The sequence below is a fragment of the Owenweeksia hongkongensis DSM 17368 genome, assembly GCF_000236705.1.
Classification (GTDB): Bacteria; Bacteroidota; Bacteroidia; order Flavobacteriales; family Schleiferiaceae; genus Owenweeksia; species Owenweeksia hongkongensis.
Genome location: NC_016599.1, coordinates 3692551 through 3712438, shown reverse-complemented (window position 1 = coordinate 3712438; position 19888 = coordinate 3692551). Strand labels below are relative to the sequence as shown.

Annotated in this window: 16 protein-coding genes; 1 reads left to right on the top strand and 15 read right to left on the bottom strand. The window is 39.2% G+C overall.

Going from position 1 to position 19888, the window contains the following annotated elements; all coding sequences use genetic code 11:
- The 15 genes from OWEHO_RS18100 to OWEHO_RS16255 all read right to left on the bottom strand — a co-directional run bounded on the left by OWEHO_RS18100 (window position 1) and on the right by OWEHO_RS16255 (window position 18486).
- Entirely contained in the window at window positions 1-936 is a 936-nt protein-coding gene (locus OWEHO_RS18100; RefSeq protein ID WP_014203606.1) for a glycosyltransferase family 2 protein, read from the bottom strand.
- Entirely contained in the window at window positions 929-1816 is an 888-nt protein-coding gene (locus tag OWEHO_RS16320; protein WP_014203605.1) for a sulfotransferase family protein, read from the bottom strand. The genes OWEHO_RS18100 and OWEHO_RS16320 overlap by 8 nt, the downstream gene beginning before the upstream one ends.
- Before the next feature lie 3 nt (window positions 1817-1819).
- Window positions 1820-2902 (bottom strand): DegT/DnrJ/EryC1/StrS family aminotransferase, encoded by a 1083-nt coding sequence (locus tag OWEHO_RS16315; RefSeq protein ID WP_014203604.1) that lies wholly within the window; start codon window positions 2900-2902, stop codon window positions 1820-1822.
- A 4-nt stretch (window positions 2903-2906) separates the two neighbouring features.
- Window positions 2907-4355, bottom strand: a complete 1449-nt coding sequence (locus OWEHO_RS16310) for a lipopolysaccharide biosynthesis protein (protein WP_014203603.1) — start codon at window positions 4353-4355, stop codon at window positions 2907-2909.
- Between the two features lie 90 nt (window positions 4356-4445).
- On the bottom strand, window positions 4446-5438 hold the full coding sequence (locus OWEHO_RS16305; protein ID WP_014203602.1) for an SDR family oxidoreductase: 993 nt from the start codon (window positions 5436-5438) through the stop codon (window positions 4446-4448).
- Window positions 5439-5458: 20 nt separating this feature from the next.
- Complete coding sequence (locus OWEHO_RS16300; RefSeq protein WP_014203601.1) at window positions 5459-6763, bottom strand: nucleotide sugar dehydrogenase; 1305 nt, start codon at window positions 6761-6763, stop codon at window positions 5459-5461.
- Between the two features lie 22 nt (window positions 6764-6785).
- Window positions 6786-9218 (bottom strand): GumC family protein, encoded by a 2433-nt coding sequence (locus OWEHO_RS16295; RefSeq protein WP_014203600.1) that lies wholly within the window; start codon window positions 9216-9218, stop codon window positions 6786-6788.
- 10 nt (window positions 9219-9228) lie between these two features.
- Window positions 9229-10017: a polysaccharide biosynthesis/export family protein gene (locus OWEHO_RS16290; protein ID WP_014203599.1), complete on the bottom strand. Its 789-nt coding sequence runs from the start codon at window positions 10015-10017 to the stop codon at window positions 9229-9231.
- 652 nt (window positions 10018-10669) lie between these two features.
- Window positions 10670-11752 carry a non-hydrolyzing UDP-N-acetylglucosamine 2-epimerase gene (gene wecB / locus OWEHO_RS16285; protein ID WP_014203598.1) on the bottom strand — a complete coding sequence of 361 codons (1083 nt, stop codon included), beginning with the start codon at window positions 11750-11752 and terminating at the stop codon, window positions 10670-10672.
- A 339-nt stretch (window positions 11753-12091) separates the two neighbouring features.
- A complete protein-coding gene (cysN, locus tag OWEHO_RS16280; RefSeq protein WP_014203597.1) occupies window positions 12092-13384 on the bottom strand; it encodes a sulfate adenylyltransferase subunit CysN in 1293 nt (430 codons plus the stop codon).
- An 88-nt stretch (window positions 13385-13472) separates the two neighbouring features.
- Window positions 13473-14375, bottom strand: coding sequence for a sulfate adenylyltransferase subunit CysD (gene cysD / locus OWEHO_RS16275; protein ID WP_014203596.1), 903 nt, complete (start codon window positions 14373-14375; stop codon window positions 13473-13475).
- A gap of 59 nt (window positions 14376-14434) precedes the next feature.
- Complete coding sequence (cysC, locus tag OWEHO_RS16270) at window positions 14435-15052, bottom strand: adenylyl-sulfate kinase (RefSeq protein WP_014203595.1); 618 nt, start codon at window positions 15050-15052, stop codon at window positions 14435-14437.
- Complete coding sequence (locus OWEHO_RS16265) at window positions 15049-16797, bottom strand: SLC13 family permease (protein WP_169312806.1); 1749 nt, start codon at window positions 16795-16797, stop codon at window positions 15049-15051. The genes cysC and OWEHO_RS16265 overlap by 4 nt, the downstream gene beginning before the upstream one ends.
- A 74-nt stretch (window positions 16798-16871) precedes the next feature.
- The gene (locus OWEHO_RS16260; RefSeq protein WP_014203593.1) at window positions 16872-17894 is read right to left on the bottom strand and encodes a Gfo/Idh/MocA family protein; all 1023 of its coding nucleotides are present in this window, start codon (window positions 17892-17894) and stop codon (window positions 16872-16874) included.
- Between the two features lie 10 nt (window positions 17895-17904).
- Window positions 17905-18486, bottom strand: a complete 582-nt coding sequence (locus OWEHO_RS16255) for an acyltransferase (RefSeq protein WP_014203592.1) — start codon at window positions 18484-18486, stop codon at window positions 17905-17907.
- A 122-nt stretch (window positions 18487-18608) separates the two neighbouring features.
- Between OWEHO_RS16255 and OWEHO_RS16250 the strand changes: the two genes are divergently transcribed.
- Window positions 18609-19790: a T9SS C-terminal target domain-containing protein gene (locus tag OWEHO_RS16250; protein WP_014203591.1), complete on the top strand. Its 1182-nt coding sequence runs from the start codon at window positions 18609-18611 to the stop codon at window positions 19788-19790.
- Window positions 19791-19888 lie beyond the last annotated feature (98 nt).

The following is a 19888-nucleotide window of genomic DNA, read 5'->3' as shown; positions in this document are numbered from 1 at the left end:
TTATTTAGTATATAGTAAACATATTGGAATAAGAAGCTCCAAATTTCTGATTCTCATCTCCAGGAGCTTAACTCTAAGTAAATAATACACTTTACAAAGCTTAGTTTTACACAATTGGAAAAGAGATTTTTGCTTATACTTCTTTTGATTTATGGTCAATATCTGCGAATATGACTTATTTAAATGACTCTTCCAGTAATCAAGGGTGTCAATAAATTTTTCATAGACATTAAAACTTGCCTGATGGGATATGCTTTTCTCATTTACCCTATATACAGAAAATGTTTTATCGTGATATTTTATGAGGCCACCATCTGCTGTTTTTATAACTACGCATGATTGATCTCCGGCATGCACTTTATAAAACCAATCAGGAAAAGGCTCCGTTGAATTTTTAAAGAAAAATGATGAAGTTTGAGAAAATGGTTTTTTTAAGTAATCTGTAAGGGTATATTTTTCTGACACACTTGGGTTTACATCTTCATTCCTTTTTTTTATCGCTCCAGTTTCCTCTATAAGCATATTTACTCTGCCCATAGAAAAACTATACTCAGGATTTGCCTCCATAAAATCCACTTGCGTTTGCAACTTATAAGGGTCTATCCAATAATCATCACCATCAAGCAGAGCCACGTATTTTCCAGAACAATTTTCTATTGTATTACTAAAATTGTACAAGCGCCCTAGCTTTTGCCTTTTCGTCCAGTATGAGTCTCCAACTTGTCTATCTAATACCTTTATGCTTACATTATCAGTTGATTCAAATGATTTTGCTACTTCAAGTGTGTTATCACTAGAAAAGTCGTCACCAATTACCAACTCTACTTTAAAATTCACCACTTGATCTAAAATACTCTGAATTGCCTGTGCAATATACTCGCCATGGTTATAAGCCATTAATCGCACACTCACCATATAATCCATACTCTTATTCATATCCAAAGTGATTTAAGATTGGCTTGGCAATTTTATTGAACTCTTGAATTTCTCTAGTACTTAATATTTTTTTATACTTACCTAATTCGCTTGAATCGGGCTCACTTAAGGTTTTCTTTTTCCAATCCATCATTTCCAAAGGTTCGGTTTTGTTGCTTCTATTGGTGTCAGGATAGTTAAGCATTTCGATCGAAAATTCCATTTTAAGAAAATCTGTTACCTCCTTGAGTACAGCTTTTGGGTTAAATACCAAATCTTCATACTTTAAAAAGTGACATTGGCTTGGCTCAAGTGCTCTACTAAACTTCAAAATGGTTTGATGATTTTCAACCCACTCATTGGCTATATCTTTTATGTCATAGGGAAGCTTGGGCTTATAAGCAGATTCTGTTTTTAAATTTTTGATAGCCTTATATGAGCAAGCCACATCTCTCCCGTCTCTTACAATAAATAAAAATTGAGCTTGAGGATAGATTTCATGTAATAAGTCCAGATGCTCAATAAAATAATTATTCTTATCTCCCCACCTTTCTATATTCTTATTTCCATTATCCGCAGTATACTGCAAATATACCTGGGCAATGAGTTGAGCATAATTTTTGGGAATTACCTTCTGGATTCTGAGTTTTAGACTATCAAAATCAATCTTCCAAGTTTCTATTTTTTTTGAACTACTAAGGTCTTTTATAAATTGATTTAAATAGGCTTCATTGGCCGTATCTTCTGCTGTCCAGTTGTGATATGTGGGATACCACCACTGCATAAATCCACTTTCTGGTGGCACTATCATTCTTGGGTGGTTGGAAAGCATTAATCTAAAAAGGGAGGTACCTGACCTCGGGTTACCAATTATGAAAAAAGGCTTGGTATAATCTTGCATTTACTAATTATTTTGAACCCTTAACATTAGCCTACAAATCAAATCCACCTCCAGTAAGTCAAGGTCAAAGTATAGTGGCAAGCATAAAACTCGCTTGGCCACATCGTCTGTAATTTTGAGCGGTGTATTTGGCAAATAGGGTACGGTGGTAGCCAAGGATGGGTAGAAATATCTACGAACAAAAATTTCTTTTTTCTTCAAAGCCTCTTGTACTTCCACTAGTAATTCCTCACTTTCGAGTACAATTGGGTAATAGGCATAATTATTTGTACCTCCGGTGTGCCACAGTGGCCTTACTCCTTTAAAGTTTTTTAACTTTTCATTATACCTCTCCGTGAGCAATCTTCTTTTCTCAATTATCTCTGGCACGTAGGCCAGGTTTGCCAAGCCCATGGCCGCATGAAATTCTGAATTTTTTCCATTAATACCCAGTTCTGCAAAGGCCTCTGGCCCATCAAAACCAAAGTTGCGGATGTAGGCAAGTTTTTTCAGAAGGTCGGGGTCTTTAGTAAATATTAAACCGCCTTCGCCAGAATGGTAAAGCTTGGTAGCATGAAGACTACAGATAGATATATCTCCATAGTCAAATACAGATTTTCCATTCACTTTTACACCAAAGGCATGTGCAGCATCATATATCACTTTTAGATTATGCTTATCTGCAATTTTTTGAATCTCCTCTACATTACATGGGTTTCCATATACATGTGTAGCCAATATGGCGGTGGTATTCTCAGTAATCGCAGCCTCTATTTTGTATGGGTCTATATTTAGGTTTTCTCTATCAATATCCACAAATACAGGGTTGCAACCTTCCCATACAATTGCGCTGGTAGTAGCAATAAATGAAAATGGGGTGGTAATTATATCTCCTTTTAACCCCAATGCTTTAATGGCCATTTGCAAAGCCACCGTTCCATTGGTTACAAATAAAAGGTGTTTAACCTTTAGGAAATCCTTAATTTCAAGTTCTAACTCACTAGCCAATGGGCCCATATTGGTAAGCCATTGTCTTTTCCAAATACCGTACAGAAACTTATCATAATCTTCCTTAGGTGGTAAAAACGGTTTTGTTACTGGTATCATAAAATCAGGATTTTACTAATCTATTTCTTACAAGATTTGTGAAGTCTAAAAAAGGTGCTAATTTAGTTAAATAAGCTGCAATCCAATAAGTTGAATATCCAGTGAACAAGCCTATTGTGAGGCGTATCACATTTGAATCAACCGTAAGAAACTGATTTACTAAAAAAATTAAAAAACCGGTGCTAATAGTTAGCAATACAATGGGTGTAATATCTTTTAGCTGGCTGAAAAGGCCGTAGGAAATAAACCGCCCAGAGTAAAAGCTATTGATTATATAAGAGAGCACCGAGTTAAAAGCTTGAAAATAGAGTAAAGCCTTAATTCCAAATGGAATACAAATAATTACTCCAACTGTGATTATTAACTTTTTTATGATTTCCAATTTCAAATACAGATCACTTCTACCTTTTACGTTTACCATATTAAGGTTAAAAGCATTTAGCGGAAAAAGTATACCCACCACGCAGAGTACCTGAAAGTATGGTACAGCTGGTAGCCACTTGGCTGTAAATAGAAACTCAAAAAGTGGCTCGGCCAGGATTGCTGCAAAGACAAAAGCTGGGCACAACCAAAACATAAGTTGCTGAACAATTTTTTTATAACCGCTCCTTAACCCCTCGTTATCATCCTGGATAGATGAAAAAACTGAAAAAGATACCTTACTGATAGCTCCACTGATAGTAGCACTTGGCGTTTGCACGAGGTTATTGGCATTTTGATAATATCCCACACTGGTAACAGCAAAATAACGCCCCAGCACAATTAAGTATATATTTTGATACACTGCCTGAATCATGCTAGATAGCATAATCTTTCCACCAAATGAGAATAACTCTTTAAGCCTATCCCATTGCATTAAAAGCTGTGGTCTCCACCTAGCGTATAACCAAATTTGGAGAGCATAGAGTATACGAGTGGATATTTGCAAAGCTACTATACTCCAAACCCCAAAGCCCATATAAGCCATAATTATACTGATAACTCCACCTGCAATTGTCGAAGGCAGGTTTATCATCATCAACTTCTTGAACTTTAATTCACGGGTAAGTTTGGCTTCTTGAACAAAGGAAAAAGCATTAATCACAAAAATCAATGTGAGCACCCTGGTTAAATCAACTAATTGTGGCTGGTGATAAAAATCAGCTATATATGGGGCTCCAAAAAACAGCAGTGTATATAAAAAGATACTTACCATAAGATTTAAGAAGAATACTGAGGAGTAATCTTCATTAGATATTTCTTTTCGCTGAATCAATGCCTGACTGAATCCAGCATTGACCATTACTTGACTAAGCTGGATAACTACAGCCAGCATACCTATAAGACCAAAAGCTGATGGTGTAAGTAATCGAGCTAAAAGAAGTGTTACCAAAAAAGTAATTCCCTTACCTCCCACATTTTGAAGCAGAGACCAGAAGACACCTGATATGGCTTGATTTTTAATCGTGCTCATTTAAAATATCTCTGCATGGCTAAGTTTAATAGCTCCTTGTAATTACGAGTATGGTCGCCCTATGGTAGAATATCGACTTAGGCGGCTGTTTTAGCCAAAGTTCTGTTTGTAATAATCAAAAGCTATTTTGAGACCATCATCAATTCTAAACTTTGGATTATAACCTAAAATGGTTTTTGCCTTGGATATATCGGCCAGGCTATGCTTTACATCTCCAGGGCGCTCAGGGCCATACACTGGGCTCAGGTCAGTATCTGCCGCCTTGGCAATTCCATCCCAAAGTTGATTGAGTGTAGTTCTATCTCCAACCGCAATATTACAAGCTTCATGCTGATCCAAGTTCTCCGTGTTCAGCATTGCTTTTACATTAGCTTGCACAGCATTTTCAACAAAAGTAAAGTCTCGTGAAGTTTCACCGTCACCATTCATCTTTGGGGCTACACCATCTATAGCAGCTTTCATAAACAGTGGAATTACAGCCGCATAAGGATTATCTGGGTTTTGACGGGGACCAAAAATATTGAAGTATCTAAGACCTACAGTATGGAGTCCATATACCTTGCTATATACATCAGCGTATAATTCATTAACCCATTTAGTAACCGCATAGGGCGAAAGTGGGTTACCTTCATTTCCCTCTACCTTTGGCAAGGCAGGGCTATCACCATAGCTAGATGAACTGGCTGCATATACCATTCGCTTGATCCCATCACTATCCTTAACAGCCGTTAGCATATTAAGAAAGCCATCAATGTTTACCGAATTAGTATTGATTGGATCTTCAATTGAACGCGGAACAGAACCCAATGCGGCTTGATGAGAAACATAATCAATCCCAACCAAGGCTTTTTTACAGGTTTCTAAATCTCGGATATCTCCTTCTACAAATTCAAATGCCGGGTTAGTTTCAAATTCCTCGATGTTGGTATAGTAACCATTCGATAAATTATCAAGCACCCTCACTTTTGAAGCTCCGTATTTTAGCAAATACTCTACTATATTGGAGCCTATAAATCCAGCTCCTCCGGTAATTAAAAATGATTTATCTGCTAATGAACCCTCGTGATACGGTTGGTCAAACATATCCTATCTATTACGTCTTGTTATAATCTTGCGTCTATCTGATCTTTGGGCCAAATGCCCTTTACATCATACATTACGCTGTTCTCCTTTCTAAGTCCTGCAATATCCAGCTCCAAATAAGAGTTATGGGCTACACCTAACACAACTCCATCATAAGAAGCTTTATCCAAAGCTTCGAAACTTGTAATCAAATCAATTCCATATTCGTGCTTCACTTCTTCCTCATTAGCCCAAGGGTCAAACACGTCTACTTGTATATCATAAGTCTTCAACTCATTGATAATGTCAATAGCTCTGGAGTTTCTAATATCAGGGCAGTTTTCTTTGAATGTGATTCCGAGCATTAATACTTTAGAACTGGTAATGGCAATGTCTTTCTTTAGCATACACTTAACCACTTCAGTGGCCACATAGGCTCCCATTCCATCATTCAGTCTACGACCAGCTAAAATAATCTCAGGGTGATACCCCACCTCTTGAGCCTTTTGTGCCAAATAATAAGGATCCACACCAATACAATGACCACCTACAAGACCTGGTTTAAATGGAAGAAAGTTCCACTTCGTACCAGCTGCCTCCAATACCTCTAAGGTATCAATACCCAAGCGGTTAAATATTTTGCTTAATTCATTTACAAAGGCAATGTTAATATCTCGCTGACTATTCTCAATTACCTTAGCTGCTTCAGCTACTTTTATACTTGGCGCCTTATGCGTACCAGCAATAATTACTTCGCGATAAATAGCATCTACTACATCTGCAATTTCAGGAGTACTTCCGGAAGTAACTTTTAATATTTTAGTTACCGTATGCTCCTTATCTCCCGGATTAATTCTTTCAGGAGAGTAGCCTACAAAAAAATCTTCGTTATATTTTAATCCCGAATTGGCCTCTAATACCGGAACACATTCATCCTCAGTAACCCCTGGATATACAGTTGATTCGTAAATTACTATATCTCCTTTTTTCAATACCGCTGCCACGGTTTCGCTAGACTTAACCAAAGGTGTCAATACTGGACGATTATATTTATCAGTTGGCGTAGGCACTGTAACTATAAAAACATTGCAATCTGACATGTCACCTATAGAAGATGTACAGTACAGTCCTCTGTTGTTTATAGCCATGGGGTTATCCACAACAACGGATTTAAGATATTCATTTTCCACCTCCAAAGTGACATCTTCACCTTTTTGAAGCTGATCAATTCTTACAGTATTAATATCAAAACCTACAGTTGGAAATTTTTTACCAAACTCCACTGCTAAAGGGAGTCCGACATAGCCTAAGCCAATTACTGCAATTTTTTTATCCGAAAGATTCATCTAATTATAGTTTAGGATAGTATTATCTTGAAAAGTATTTATTGAAAAAGCTCTTTTTATTTTCTTCATCATAATAGCCATAACCATAGCCATAACCGTAGCCATAGCCATAACCATAGCCCGACTCTAACTGAAAGTCATTAATAATGATAGCAATATTCTTAAGGTTTCCGGATACGTAACGTTCGTTAGCAAAACTCAAAAGGTTTTTGTCTGTGTATCTATGTCGCACCACATAAAAATTAAAATCAGTGTGATTCATTATCTCCAAAGTATCGGCTACTAGGCCAATTGGAGGTGTATCTAACACTATGTGATCGTATTGCTCTCTTAACTTATCGAGCATTCCCCAAAAGCGATCTCCCATAATTAGCTCTGAAGGATTGGGGGGAATAGGCCCGGCAGAGATTAAATCTAAGTGTGGCTCCTGCGTGTGTTGAATTACTTCTTGTAATTCGCTTTGACCACTTAAATAGGACGAAAGACCAACATCATTCTTCAAACCAAAATCATTATAAATCTTAGGTTTACGCAAATCAACACCGACTAACAGAGTTTTCTTTTTACTTAAAGCAAGTACACTAGCTAAGTTGATAGATGAGAATGTTTTTCCTTCACCGCCAATAGAGGATGTTACAGAAATCACTTTTGGTTCAGCTTGGTCTTTTGCTAAAAACTTAAGATTGGCACGCCACGCCCTGAATGATTCGGCCAAAGAAGATTTTGGACTATCTAATACAATGGTATTAGTAGCCTTTGAGCTGTGGCCAATCATGGCGGCAATTGGCATCTTGGTAACGGATTCTACATCTTCTTTACCTCTAATTTTATTATCAAAAAAGTCCCGTCCTAATACAAAACCTGCAGGAAATATTAAACCTAATATCAAAGCAATGGCGTAATTCAATAGCCCTTTTGGCTTAATTGGATCGTCTAAAATGCGGGCATCATCAATCACCTTATTGTCAGGCAAGTTACTCGCCATTGCAATCCCCGCTTCTGCTTTCCGTTGCATCAAAAAGGTATACAAGTCCTCGTTAAGATCAAACTTCCTTTGAATGTTAATCAACTCACGCTCTGTTTTCGGAAAACTAGAAATCTCTCTTTCTAATTTGGCAATTCGCGAGCGATAGTCCTTTAGCGATATATCTGAGCTTCCGATAATATTTTTAAGGTTTTCTCTAAGCACTTTCCTTTCAGATGCTATCTGTGCATCTATTTCTCTAACTCGTGGGTTATTATCTCTGATACCCACTCCAAGAGAATTACGTTGAACGTATAGTTCACTGAGGTTAGCTATCAGTTGAATCAATAGTGGATCTGCAACCCCCATGGATGATGGTGCCACAATGGCTTCCATGTCCCTATCCTCTTTTAAGTAGGCATAAAGGTATTCGTAGTATTTGTTTCTAGTAAGCTGTTCTGAATACTCTGTTTCAAGCTCATAGAGACGGTTAAACACTTCTTCTCCCTTAGAGCTCATGTCGATAATTTTATTGTCGCTCCTAAAGTTTTGCAGAATCAACTCAACTTGACTAAGAGAATCTTCAATTTGCTTTAACTCCTGAGAAATAAACGTAAGTGTGTTTACCGCAATTTCATTTTTAGCCTCTAGGCCAAATTTCAAATATTCCATATGCAAGGCATCAAGGTAATCCCTTACTTTATAAGGTTGAGCTCCCTGAATTTCCAACAAAATAGCCGAACTCCCTTCTGCACTTGGCGATACTTCCAACGCTTCGTTGTATTGCATTACCAAGGTTTTATAATCTGTAAACCGAAAACGGTACCGGTTATCTCTAAACACGTCATGATTGACATCAACCACACGGAAGCTATATGTTTCTGAAGTAAGCCACTCACCTTCCTTTACAGTAAGTATCTGTTCCTTCTCTCCTTTATCCGATATTTCCATATTTAACTCTGTGGCAAATGCGCTAGAGTCATATAAGTAAGGTGTAGCCTCCTCTGGAAATCGAATTTGAAAAGCACCGTTCTCGTTTGCACTAACAACGAAATCACCATTGATCAACTGAACATGAGATGGGTCAAACTCAATATGAAATGGAGCATCCTTATATAATTCTGAAGATTTAAGACGCCCCTCACCGAAATAACTAACTTCAAAAGGAAGGCTTTTTACAACTCTTTCGGTAAGACCATACGACTTCAGTATTACCACTTCATTTTCAAAGCTCAACCGAGGGTTATAATAGCCAATGGCGGTCATTATAGACTCCATACCTATACTTCCTTTATCATTGGACCCCACCATAATGGTACTTTGCACATTATAGATTCGAGTGCTGTATCTGTTTACCAAAAAAGCAACTAGAATCGCTGTTATCACACAGATAGCAAAGATGGGCCAGGCATTGAGAAATTTATAGATTAGTTTTTTGATGTCTATACTTTCCTCTTCCTGATTTTGAATATTGTTATGCTGATTTTGCATTAGACCAGAACTATTTACTAAGTTGAGAAAGTGTGAAAATCAAAGTTGCTGTAGAGGCCAATACTCCAAGAACAGCTGCAAAACTTTGGAAACCCGTGGTTCCTATACCGAAAGATTTAACACCCAGAGGCTTTACATTGATAATATCATTGGGTTGTATGAAAAAATCAGGATTGGAGAGCACCTGGCTGTCGGTTAAATCAAGTTGAAGTATTTCTACACCTGTTCCTTTTTGCCTCACAATTTCAATCTCTCTTCTATCCCCTACCATGGTAATATCCCCGGCCATTGCCAAAGCTTCAAAGATGTTTACCTGATTTTGATAAATCACATATTTCCCAGGTCGCGCAGCATCACCAATTACGCTATAGCGCACCCCTGCCAGCTGAACGGTAACATAGACTGCATTATCTCTAAAGAAATTATTTAACTGAGTTTCCACAAGGGTTTTTATCTCAGTAGTATTATTACCTGCAACATTAATTTTTCCCAAGATTGGCATATCAATGTCTCCATTAAGGTCTACCGTATAACCTGTTAAATAGAAAACTAAATCCCCAGCATTCAAGTTTGTAACCTGAGTTTGTGATGAATTAAAAAGCTCAGATGTCTCTTTATCAAATGAACGCACATTGATATTCAAGATATCATTGGGTTGTACATTGTATTTATTTCGCTGAAGTTGATACACGGTGGAATCCGCATTTTCTTCTGACTGCTGTAGGTAAGTCAATCTCTTTTTGGAAACACAGGAAACTGCCACTAAAGCTAAGAGTGTCAGTACTAAGACTTTTCGCATGGAGAGGGTCAATTCAATTTAAGTCGGCAAATGTAGTTAAAAATGTAAGTAGGGAGGGTAAGGGTTGACTCTTTTTAGAGTTAGTAATTGGTAAGTTTTAGATTGGGCATTTCTTAATTGCAAATCCTGTAAGTGGCCTTAGACCCTGACCGTGATTTAGCTAGATTGCTTTTATTTCACTTTGGCATTATGCGCACAAGTGCTTATGCTTTCCCTCGAAAGCCTTCGGGGTCAGGTGTCCGCAAAATGAACCAACCGACCAGAGGGAGCTCATGAACACTTAAAACAGTAATAACAAGTGAATAAAAGGTCTAGGCTACTTGTATTTTCACTAAAAACCTACCTTCTACTTCACTGAAAAATAATAGGCCTGCGACTGCTTATTTTTCTACGTTACGTTTCAGTTGGTTTTGACGTAAAAATCCAATAGGCCAATCCTATAGTACCAAACTCTCGGTTTCCTTCGAGTATTTTTTAGAATAGATTTCTACTCCGCCTCGTTCCTCGTCATCTCCTCCAAAGAAGGTCTAAACTACCCCATCCTAAGGGCATCCTTCGATATTAATCGGAGCAGGTTCCTCGCCAAGAAGGGAAATTCCACACCACACCCCCAAAGCTTCGGGGCACCCCTCTCCTGAAGAGAGGGGAATAACTAAGCGAGTTCTTTTGCTAGAATCGTAGCGATACGTTCACCGGTTTTGCCGTCCCATAGTTCAGGGATACTCCCCTTTTTCCAATCGCCACTAAAGAGTTTTTTCATGGCTGGAGCAATGGCTTTGGGATTTACCCCCAAAAGTTCATTTGTGCCTTGAGTAATAGTTTCGGGGCGCTCTGTATTATTTCTCAAGGTCATACAAGGAATTCCCATAACGGTTGTTTCCTCAGTAATACCACCAGAATCGGTAACCACAGCCTTTGCTTTGCTCACCAAATAGTTGAACTCCAAATAAGACAAAGGTTCGGTGTAAATTAGGTTATCGGCTTCAATACCTAGATCCTTTAAGATTTTTGCTGTGCGCGGATGAACTGGAAAAACCAATGGTAGCCCATTACTATTATTCACCAATTCACTCATCATAGACTTCAAAGTATCCTCCTCATCCACATTAGCCGGGCGGTGCAAAGTCATTACTATATACTCCCCTTCTTTCAAATTTTTCTCATCCCAAACGGCAGGTTTCATCAATCGGCTTTTGTTTTTGAGGAGAGTATCAATCATAGTGTTTCCTACAAAATGAATTCTATCTTTAGAAACACCTGATGCTGCTAAGGTTTCATTAGCTGTAGCCGAAGTAGTGAAGAAATAATTAGTGATACTATCTGTTACCAAACGATTGATTTCCTCAGGCATAGTCCAGTCTCCGGAACGAATACCCCCTTCTACATGGGCAACTTTTATGTGCAATTTTTGAGCAGTAATAGCACAAGCCATCGTAGATGTAACATCTCCCACTACTAAGCACAAATCGCTAGGCTGCTGCATCAAAAGTTTTTCATAACCAATCATAATGGCTGCTGTTTGCTCGGCTTGAGTTCCACCCCCAGCTCCAAGGTTTACGTCTGGTTCCGGAATATTTAGTTGCTCAAAAAAGCTCCCGCTCATATTCTTATCATAATGCTGACCGGTATGTATCAGACGAAAGTCCATATCATCACGTGCTGAAATGGCCTCAATTATCGGAGCTACTTTCATAAAATTAGGACGTGCACCAGCTATTATGTCAATATTTATCATGAGGGGAATTTTTAGGGTAGTTGTACTCTTGGCACGAAATAACGAAATATTTGAGGAATTGGGGAGTGGGGAATAAACTACCCCGCCCTACGGGCACCCCTTCTAAAAGAAGGGGAATTGAAAAAGCTCCGGTGGTGTTCCGAAGCTTTTTGTTGTAATATACAGCAAGGGATCCACCCTCGCCTTTCAGGCACTCCCGCCAGCGGGAGACACAAAAGGCTACCCCGTCACGAACGCTTTCGGGGCACCCCAACCAGAGTGTGGAGAATTACAACCCCGTCACGCTTCGCGTGCCACCTCTCGCTATAAGCGGGACAGGCACTTCTAAAAGAAGGGGAATTAATCTATAATCATTCCGGCTGCAACAGTTTCATTTGTGGCTTCGTCTACCAAAATGATGCTACCGGTATTCCTATTTTGATCGTAAGCATCTACTAGCAAGGGCTTAGTAGTGCGCAATTGTACACGCGCGATGTCATTCGCACCGATGTTTTTATCATCTTCCAATCGGTGAAGTGTATTAATATCCACTTTATAGCGAATATCCTTAAACATACAACGCGCCTCATTAGTCGTATGACGAATAACATATTTGGCGCGTGGCACCGGTCCTTTTTGGTTCAACCAGCAAAGCATTACATCTATATCCTGCTTGGCCTCTGGTTGATTATTTGGGCGTACAATCATATCACCACGACTGATGTCAATATCATCTTCCAAAGTCATGGTAACCGACATTGGTGCGTAAGCTTCTTCTAATGGTCCATCAAGCGTATCCACAGATTTGATCTTGCTGGTAAACCCTGAAGGCAAAACCATCACATCGTCACCTGGCTTAAACACACCTCCAGCGATGCGTCCTGCATATCCACGGTAATCGTGATATTCATCTGAATGTGGACGGATCACAGTTTGTACCGGAAAACGACAGTCAATATGATTTTGGTCGCTGCCAATATGGATAGTCTCCAAAGTATGAAGAAGAGTTTCTCCCTGGTACCAGTCCATGTTTTCAGAACGGTTTACCACATTATCACCATGCAAAGCACTGATAGGAATAAAACGGATATCCTTCACATCAAGCTTAGAGGCAAAGTCTTTGTATTCTGCAACTACTTTTTCATAAGCTTCTTCGCTATAATCTACAAGGTCCATCTTATTGATACAAACCACCACATGAGGGATTTGTAAAAGTGAAGCGATGAACGAGTGACGACAGGTTTGCTCAATCACACCATGACGCGCATCTACCAAAAGCAAAGCAAGATTTGCGGTAGAAGCACCAGTAACCATGTTTCGGGTATACTGAATGTGTCCCGGGGTATCAGCAATAATAAACTTACGCTTTGGGGTTGCAAAGTAGCGGTAGGCTACATCAATGGTGATTCCTTGTTCGCGCTCATCTTTAAGACCATCGGTAAGGAGAGAAAGATCTACATGATCTAACCCTCTCTTAGTACTGCTACTTTCCACAGCATCCATCTGATCTTGGAAAATTGATTTTGAATCAAAAAGCAGTCTTCCTATTAGGGTACTTTTACCATCATCTACACTACCAGCGGTGGTAAAGCGAAGGAGCTGCATGTCCAGGTAAGAGTTGGATTCTTTGGGTTGTATATTGTTTGTTGACATTTTTTTAGTATTAAGTATTTAGTAGTGAGTACTTAGTATTATGTTAGATATCGAGTCTTAATACTCAATACCTGATACTTTGTACCCCTTAAAAATATCCTTGTTTCTTACGATCTTCCATTGCTGTTTCACCACGCTTATCATCGGCACGGTTACCACGTTCTGTTTGGCGTGCAGCAGCCACTTCTTCTACTATTTTAGCTAAGTCATCTGCATCAGACTCTACACCTCCAGTGATGGTAATATCACCTAGGGTACGGAAACGAATTTGCTTCATTTCTGGCTTATCATTTGGCCCAAGCTCAATGTGCTCAGAAACTGGCAACCATGAATTGTTTCTCCAAATTACTTCACGCTCATGAGCGATATATAAAGAAGGGATAGCAATATTTTCATGCAAAATGTACTGCCACACATCCATCTCTGTCCAGTTGCTAATAGGGAATACGCGGAAGTGCTCTCCCATATTTTTGCGACCATTAAAAAGGTTCCACAGTTCAGGACGTTGGTTTTTTGGATCCCATTGACCGAAATCATCGCGGTGCGAAAAGAAACGCTCCTTGGCACGAGCTTTTTCTTCATCCCGTCTGGCACCACCCATACAAGCATCAAAATTGTTGCTTTCTATGGTATCCAAAAGTGTGGTGGTTTGCAAAGCATTTCTACTTGCATTTTTACCAGACTCTTCACGAACCTTACCATCATCAATTGATTGCTGAACACTTCCTACAATCAGTTTTACACCCAGGTCTTTTACCAGGTTATCTCTGAATTCCATTGTTTCCGGGAAGTTGTGACCTGTGTCAATGTGTACTAATGGAAATGGAATTTTAGCTGGCCAAAAAGCCTTCTTAGCTAAGTGTACAAGCACAATCGAATCCTTACCTCCTGAAAACAGAATAGCAGGATTTTCAAATTGTGCGTAAACCTCGCGCATCACGAATATCGCTTCTGCTTCGAGTTCTTTTAGGTGGGTTAATGTATAGCGCATTTTTTCTATTTAAGATTTTTGATTTGGGATTAGTCCTCCCCCGGCCTGCGGCCACCCCCTCAAGAGGGGGAAATATGTTTGGAGTTTAATTTTTGTTCAATGGTTTTCATTATCATGGCAACGCCTTCTTCAATACTCACTTGGTGCGTGGGTACGGATACATCAGGGTTTTTAGGTATTTCAAAGGGAGATGATATTCCTGTAAAGTTGGAAATCTCACCATTCCGAGCTTTTTGGTAAAGACCTTTCACATCGCGTTTTTCGCATTCTTCCAGCGGGCAGTCTACATACACTTCTACATAGCGATTTGCGCCAAGCATATTTTTCACCAATTGTCTTTCTTCTTCAAAAGGAGAAATAAACGCTGTGATGGTAAGCACACCTGCATCTACCATAAGCTTTGCCACCTCTCCTATTCGTCTTATGTTTTCCTTACGGGAAGTTTCCGAGAAGTCGAGATCCTTGTTGAGGCCACTTCGTACATTATCACCATCTAATATATATGTGTGTATTCCTTTTTGATAAAGCTCTTTTTCGAGAGCACTGGCCAAGGTAGACTTACCGGAACCGCTTAGACCAATAAACCAAATCACAAAAGAGTCATGCCCCTTCATTCGATGGCGATCATCGGCCGTAATCTGATGATTATGAGGAATGATATGAAGCTTTTCACTCATAAGAGATTAAATTTTAAGGTTGCAAAAATTAGAAAAATAAGAGCATAAACAATACTGACAGGAATCCCTACACGCAAAAAATCGTTGAAATTATAATTACCCGCCTCCATTACCATAAGGTTGGTTTGATAAGCAAATGGGGTAATAAAACAACAAGATGCGGCATAAGCGGCAGTCAAAAACAATACATGCTCCGAAACGGGTGATACCGCTGACAAACTGAGCACTATAGGAAAAATAATGGTGATAGCTGCCACATTGGTTATCATAGAGGTAAGTACCAATGTAGTTACAAAAACACCTATAACCACACCCAACGGACTCCAGCTTGCAGCATTGCTAAAAAGTAAATTTGTAATATAATCTGCCGCTCCAGAATTCAGCAAGGCATCACCAATTGACAAAGCTGAAATCAATATAATTAATAAGTCAAAACTGATGTTCTTCTTGATATTCTCCACATTGGTCATTCTTATCACAAGCTGAGTAAAAAGGATGATCAGCAAGGCATTGAAAAGGCTTAATATATTAAAGATGGCTAAGCCAGACGCTACTATCAATGAGCTAAAAAAGATCAATTTCTTTTTGGGAGACAGTTCTTCCTTTCGCTCCAAAGAGTTTATAATCAAAAGATCATTAGATCGCTTATTTCTACTTCTAAACTCAGTTCCTGTAGTGAGCAATAATAAATCACCTGTGCGAAGCTGCATTGCTCCGATCCGCCCTCCCACATTTTCACCCGAACGGTGAACTCCTATAATAGCCGCATCGTACTTTTCGCGAAAACCAATTTGCTTTACCGATTGACGATCGAGCATACTGTTTTGGGTCACAATAGCTTCAATAATTTCGGCATTGTCCTTTATCTGCAGCTCTTCTTTTTTGTGAAGCTCTAGACCAATGGTCTTTTTAATAAACTCTAAAGTGGATTTTGTTTCACCTCCAAAAAGCAATACATCTTCCTCCTTCAAAATTTCGGTAGGCTTTACCGGGCTTATCCTTACGTTGTCACGAATTATTTCTGAAAGAAACACACTTTCCAAATTCCTTAAACCGGCTTCTTCTACCGATTTATCAATAAGCGGAGAGCCAATCACAACCGAACTTTCCACTAAATACTCACGTGCATTTTCCTCCAGCGATTTTAAGATTTCCTTTTTGTCGCGCAAGAGCCAAGGCCCTGCTAGATATAAAAAGAAAAGACAGCCTAAAGTCACCAAAACTCCGGGAACAAAAAAGTCTCCAAAACCTAATAATGGATGACCGTTTTCACTTAAAAGGCCATTTAAAACCAAGTTGGTAGATGTACCAATAAGCGTAATCACACCCCCCAAAATAGCACTATACGAAAGTGGAATAAGTAAACGTGATGGATTAATTCCATGTTTGCGCCCCCATTGATAAACATAAGGCATCATCATAGCCACAACGGGCGTGTTATTCATTACAGATGAAACAGCCGAAACCGAAATTCCCATCCTTAATATAAAGGATCGCTGATTACCCGCTTTGCCAAAAATGCGCTCAAAATAAGCTGCTAAATCAAAGAAATCATTGATACCAGCAGTAATAATAATAAGTATGAAAATGGTGAGAATAGATGGGTTGCTAATACCTGCAACAAAACGCTCTACCTCGATGGAGCCACCAACAGCCAGCAATCCTACTGCCGCCAAAAAAGCCCAGGAGGTTTTAATGCGATCCCATACCAGCACTGCGATAAGCAGCAATATAGTAGAGAGCACAAATGCGATTTGTAAGTTCTGTGGTATCAATGAGTTTTCAATTTCGTAGCAAACTTACTAAAAGTCTATTGATTTTATAGACTTTTAGATTTCCGGTAGATTTTCTCGATGATATCCACTACTTTAAGTCCTTCCAATGCATTCGTGGTAATTGAGTCACGACCCTTTAAAACATTCACTACATTTTCGATAATATAACTGTGATTAGCTGCTGAACCTTTATAAGCACCGTAATCATTTCCTGGATTGGTAGGGGGCAATTTGGGCATCACATAATCCTTAATATGGCAAGCTTCAATTTTGTCCATATACTGCCCTCCTACTTTTACGCTTCCGTTTTCGGCAATTATGGTCATGCTGCTTTCTAGGTTTTTCTCATACACTGCTGTAGAATAATTGATGCTTCCCAAACCTCCATTTACAAACTCAAAACTCACCACTCCACTATCTTCAAAAGTAGTAAGATCTTTGTGGTTGAAATCAGCTAAGCGACCTTCGATATTAGTAATATCGCCAAATAGCCAATACATAATATCAATAAAATGAGAGAACTGGGTGAACAATGTTCCTCCGTCCAAATCTTTACTCCCATGCCAATTGTCGCCTGTGTAATATCGCCCATCACGATTCCAGTAGCAATTTATCTGAACCATGAAAATGCGGCCAAGTTTACCACTTTCTATCAATTCCTTTAGCCAAATATTGGGTGGTGAATAGCGATTTTGCATTACCACAAACAACTGCTTGTGTACATTAAGGGCTTTATAAATCACCTTCTCGGCATCAGCTTTGGTTAAGGTCATCGGTTTTTCCACCACTACATGCTTTTTTGCATCCAGGCATTTCAGAGCATGTTCGGCATGAAGGCCGTTTGGAGAAGCCACTACCACCGCATCCAACTCATTTTCCTGAGAAAGCATCTCATCAATGTTATTATAATAAGGAGTACTTGCAATTTCTGCCCCTAAATTTTCAGGGTTCTTGATATCACAAATAGCGGATAATTTGGCTTCGGGGTGTCGCTCAATCATTTCTGAGTGGCGCTTGCCAATATGGCCAAGGCCTATTATTCCGAAGTTTATCTCTGCTTGAGGCATAGTTTTATTGTTAATAAATCCGGCTCACCTTGTCGCCAGACAATTTATATTGTTGTTGAGATTCCGGGCAAGTGGCGTTCCCACTTTCGTTAAATTCCAATCGATGTCCATATTCGCTCACAAAGCCAATTTGATGAGCCGGGTTTCCAACTAGCAAGGCATAGGCTGGAACGTCTTTTGTAACCACTGCTCCCGCACCAATCATCGCATATTTTCCGATGGTGTTTCCACAAACTATTGTTGCATTAGCGCCAATGGAGGCTCCTTTTTCTACCAAAGTTTCCACATATTGATCCTTTCTTACAATAGCACTTCTTGGGTTTATGATATTAGTAAACACCATTGACGGCCCCAGAAAGACATCATCTTCACATTTTACCCCAGTGTAGATGGAAACGTTGTTTTGCACTTTTACATTATTACCTAAAATAACCTCTGGACTAACTACCACATTTTGGCCGAGGTTACATTTTTTTCCAATGGTACAATTGGTCATAATATGGCTAAAGTGCCAAATTTTGGTTCCATCACCAATGGTGCAATTATCGTCAATTACTGCCGTTGGATGAGAAAAGAATTTTGTTTCGGACATTATTCTTATTTTGGACAAATATAAACTTCGCTGATGTTTAACTTAATTAAAAGACATGTTTGCTCATTGGGACTTTTTTAGCATCACGATATTTCACATCTTGCGCCTAGTTTAGAATACACATGAAAAGAGCTACTATATTACTTTTGACCATTGTAAGCTATATGACTTACGGTCAGAATCTTGTAAAAAACCCAAGCATCGAAAATACGGATGAATGTCCGATTATTGCTACGGATTTAGAAGACATTACTGATCCTTGGACGCACTATTTTGGTACGCCCGACTATTTTCACATGAACTGTGGGAACCCGGGTTCAGCTACGCAAACTAATTTAGCTCAACCGTTTGACGGATCCGGTTTTATAGGTTTGGCGGTATATGGAGACACCGGTGCCTACGAACGTGAATATATACATGGTGAGCTAAACGAGTCTTTGGTAAAAGATCAATTTTACAGAATTACATTTTATGTAAAACCAGTAAACAATGATGTAAATGGTACCAGCTATGGTATCGACAATATCGGCATGTTTCTTAGCAAACAACCTTTAGATTCAGTTCCTGCGGAGAGTTTTTATGATGTAGAACCACAAGTAAAAGCTAACAATCCGATTGTAGCAGAAAGCTACTGGACCTCTATTTGTGGTATTTATAAGGCAAAAGGTGGCGAAAAGTATATCACTCTTGGAAATTTTTTCCGCGACAGCGAAACCACCGTTATACCACTTACCAACGCATTAAACCCTCAAAGAGCATATTACCTATTTGACTTTGTGGAAGTATTGGAAAATGATATGCCGCAGCTCCCTGAGGACACTATTATTTGTATTGAGGAGCGCATCGACCTGCGCCTTGACGCCCCGGATGTAAACATTAGCTGGAGCGATGGTAGCACAGGTCCTAACTTTCTGATCACCGAACCTGGTACATATTATGCTCGCATAAGCGATCCTGCTTGCTCATACACTGATACCATAGTGGTGGAGCCTACAAATTGCGTAGACTGTAAAATGTATGCAGCTAATGCTTTTACTCCAAATGGTGACGGTATTAATGACGAATTTGTAGTAACACCAAGTTGTGCAAACACACCTACCGAAGATTACTTTAGATCATTTCACATTAGCATTTTTGATCGCTGGGGACAAAAAGTATTTGAATCTATTGACCCTACCGTAAGTTGGGATGGAAGTAATGTAGATGGAGGAGGAATATATACCTATACTATCGAATATCAATTTCAGGTATACCGCAGTACACAAACTTTGATAAAGCGAGGAACTCTTACCCTGATTAGGTAAGATTAACTCACTATTACAATACTATAGGGCCGCCCGAAATATTTCGGAGCGGCCCTTTTTGATTAGCGATAGCCTGTTGAATATCTTGCATTAAAAGC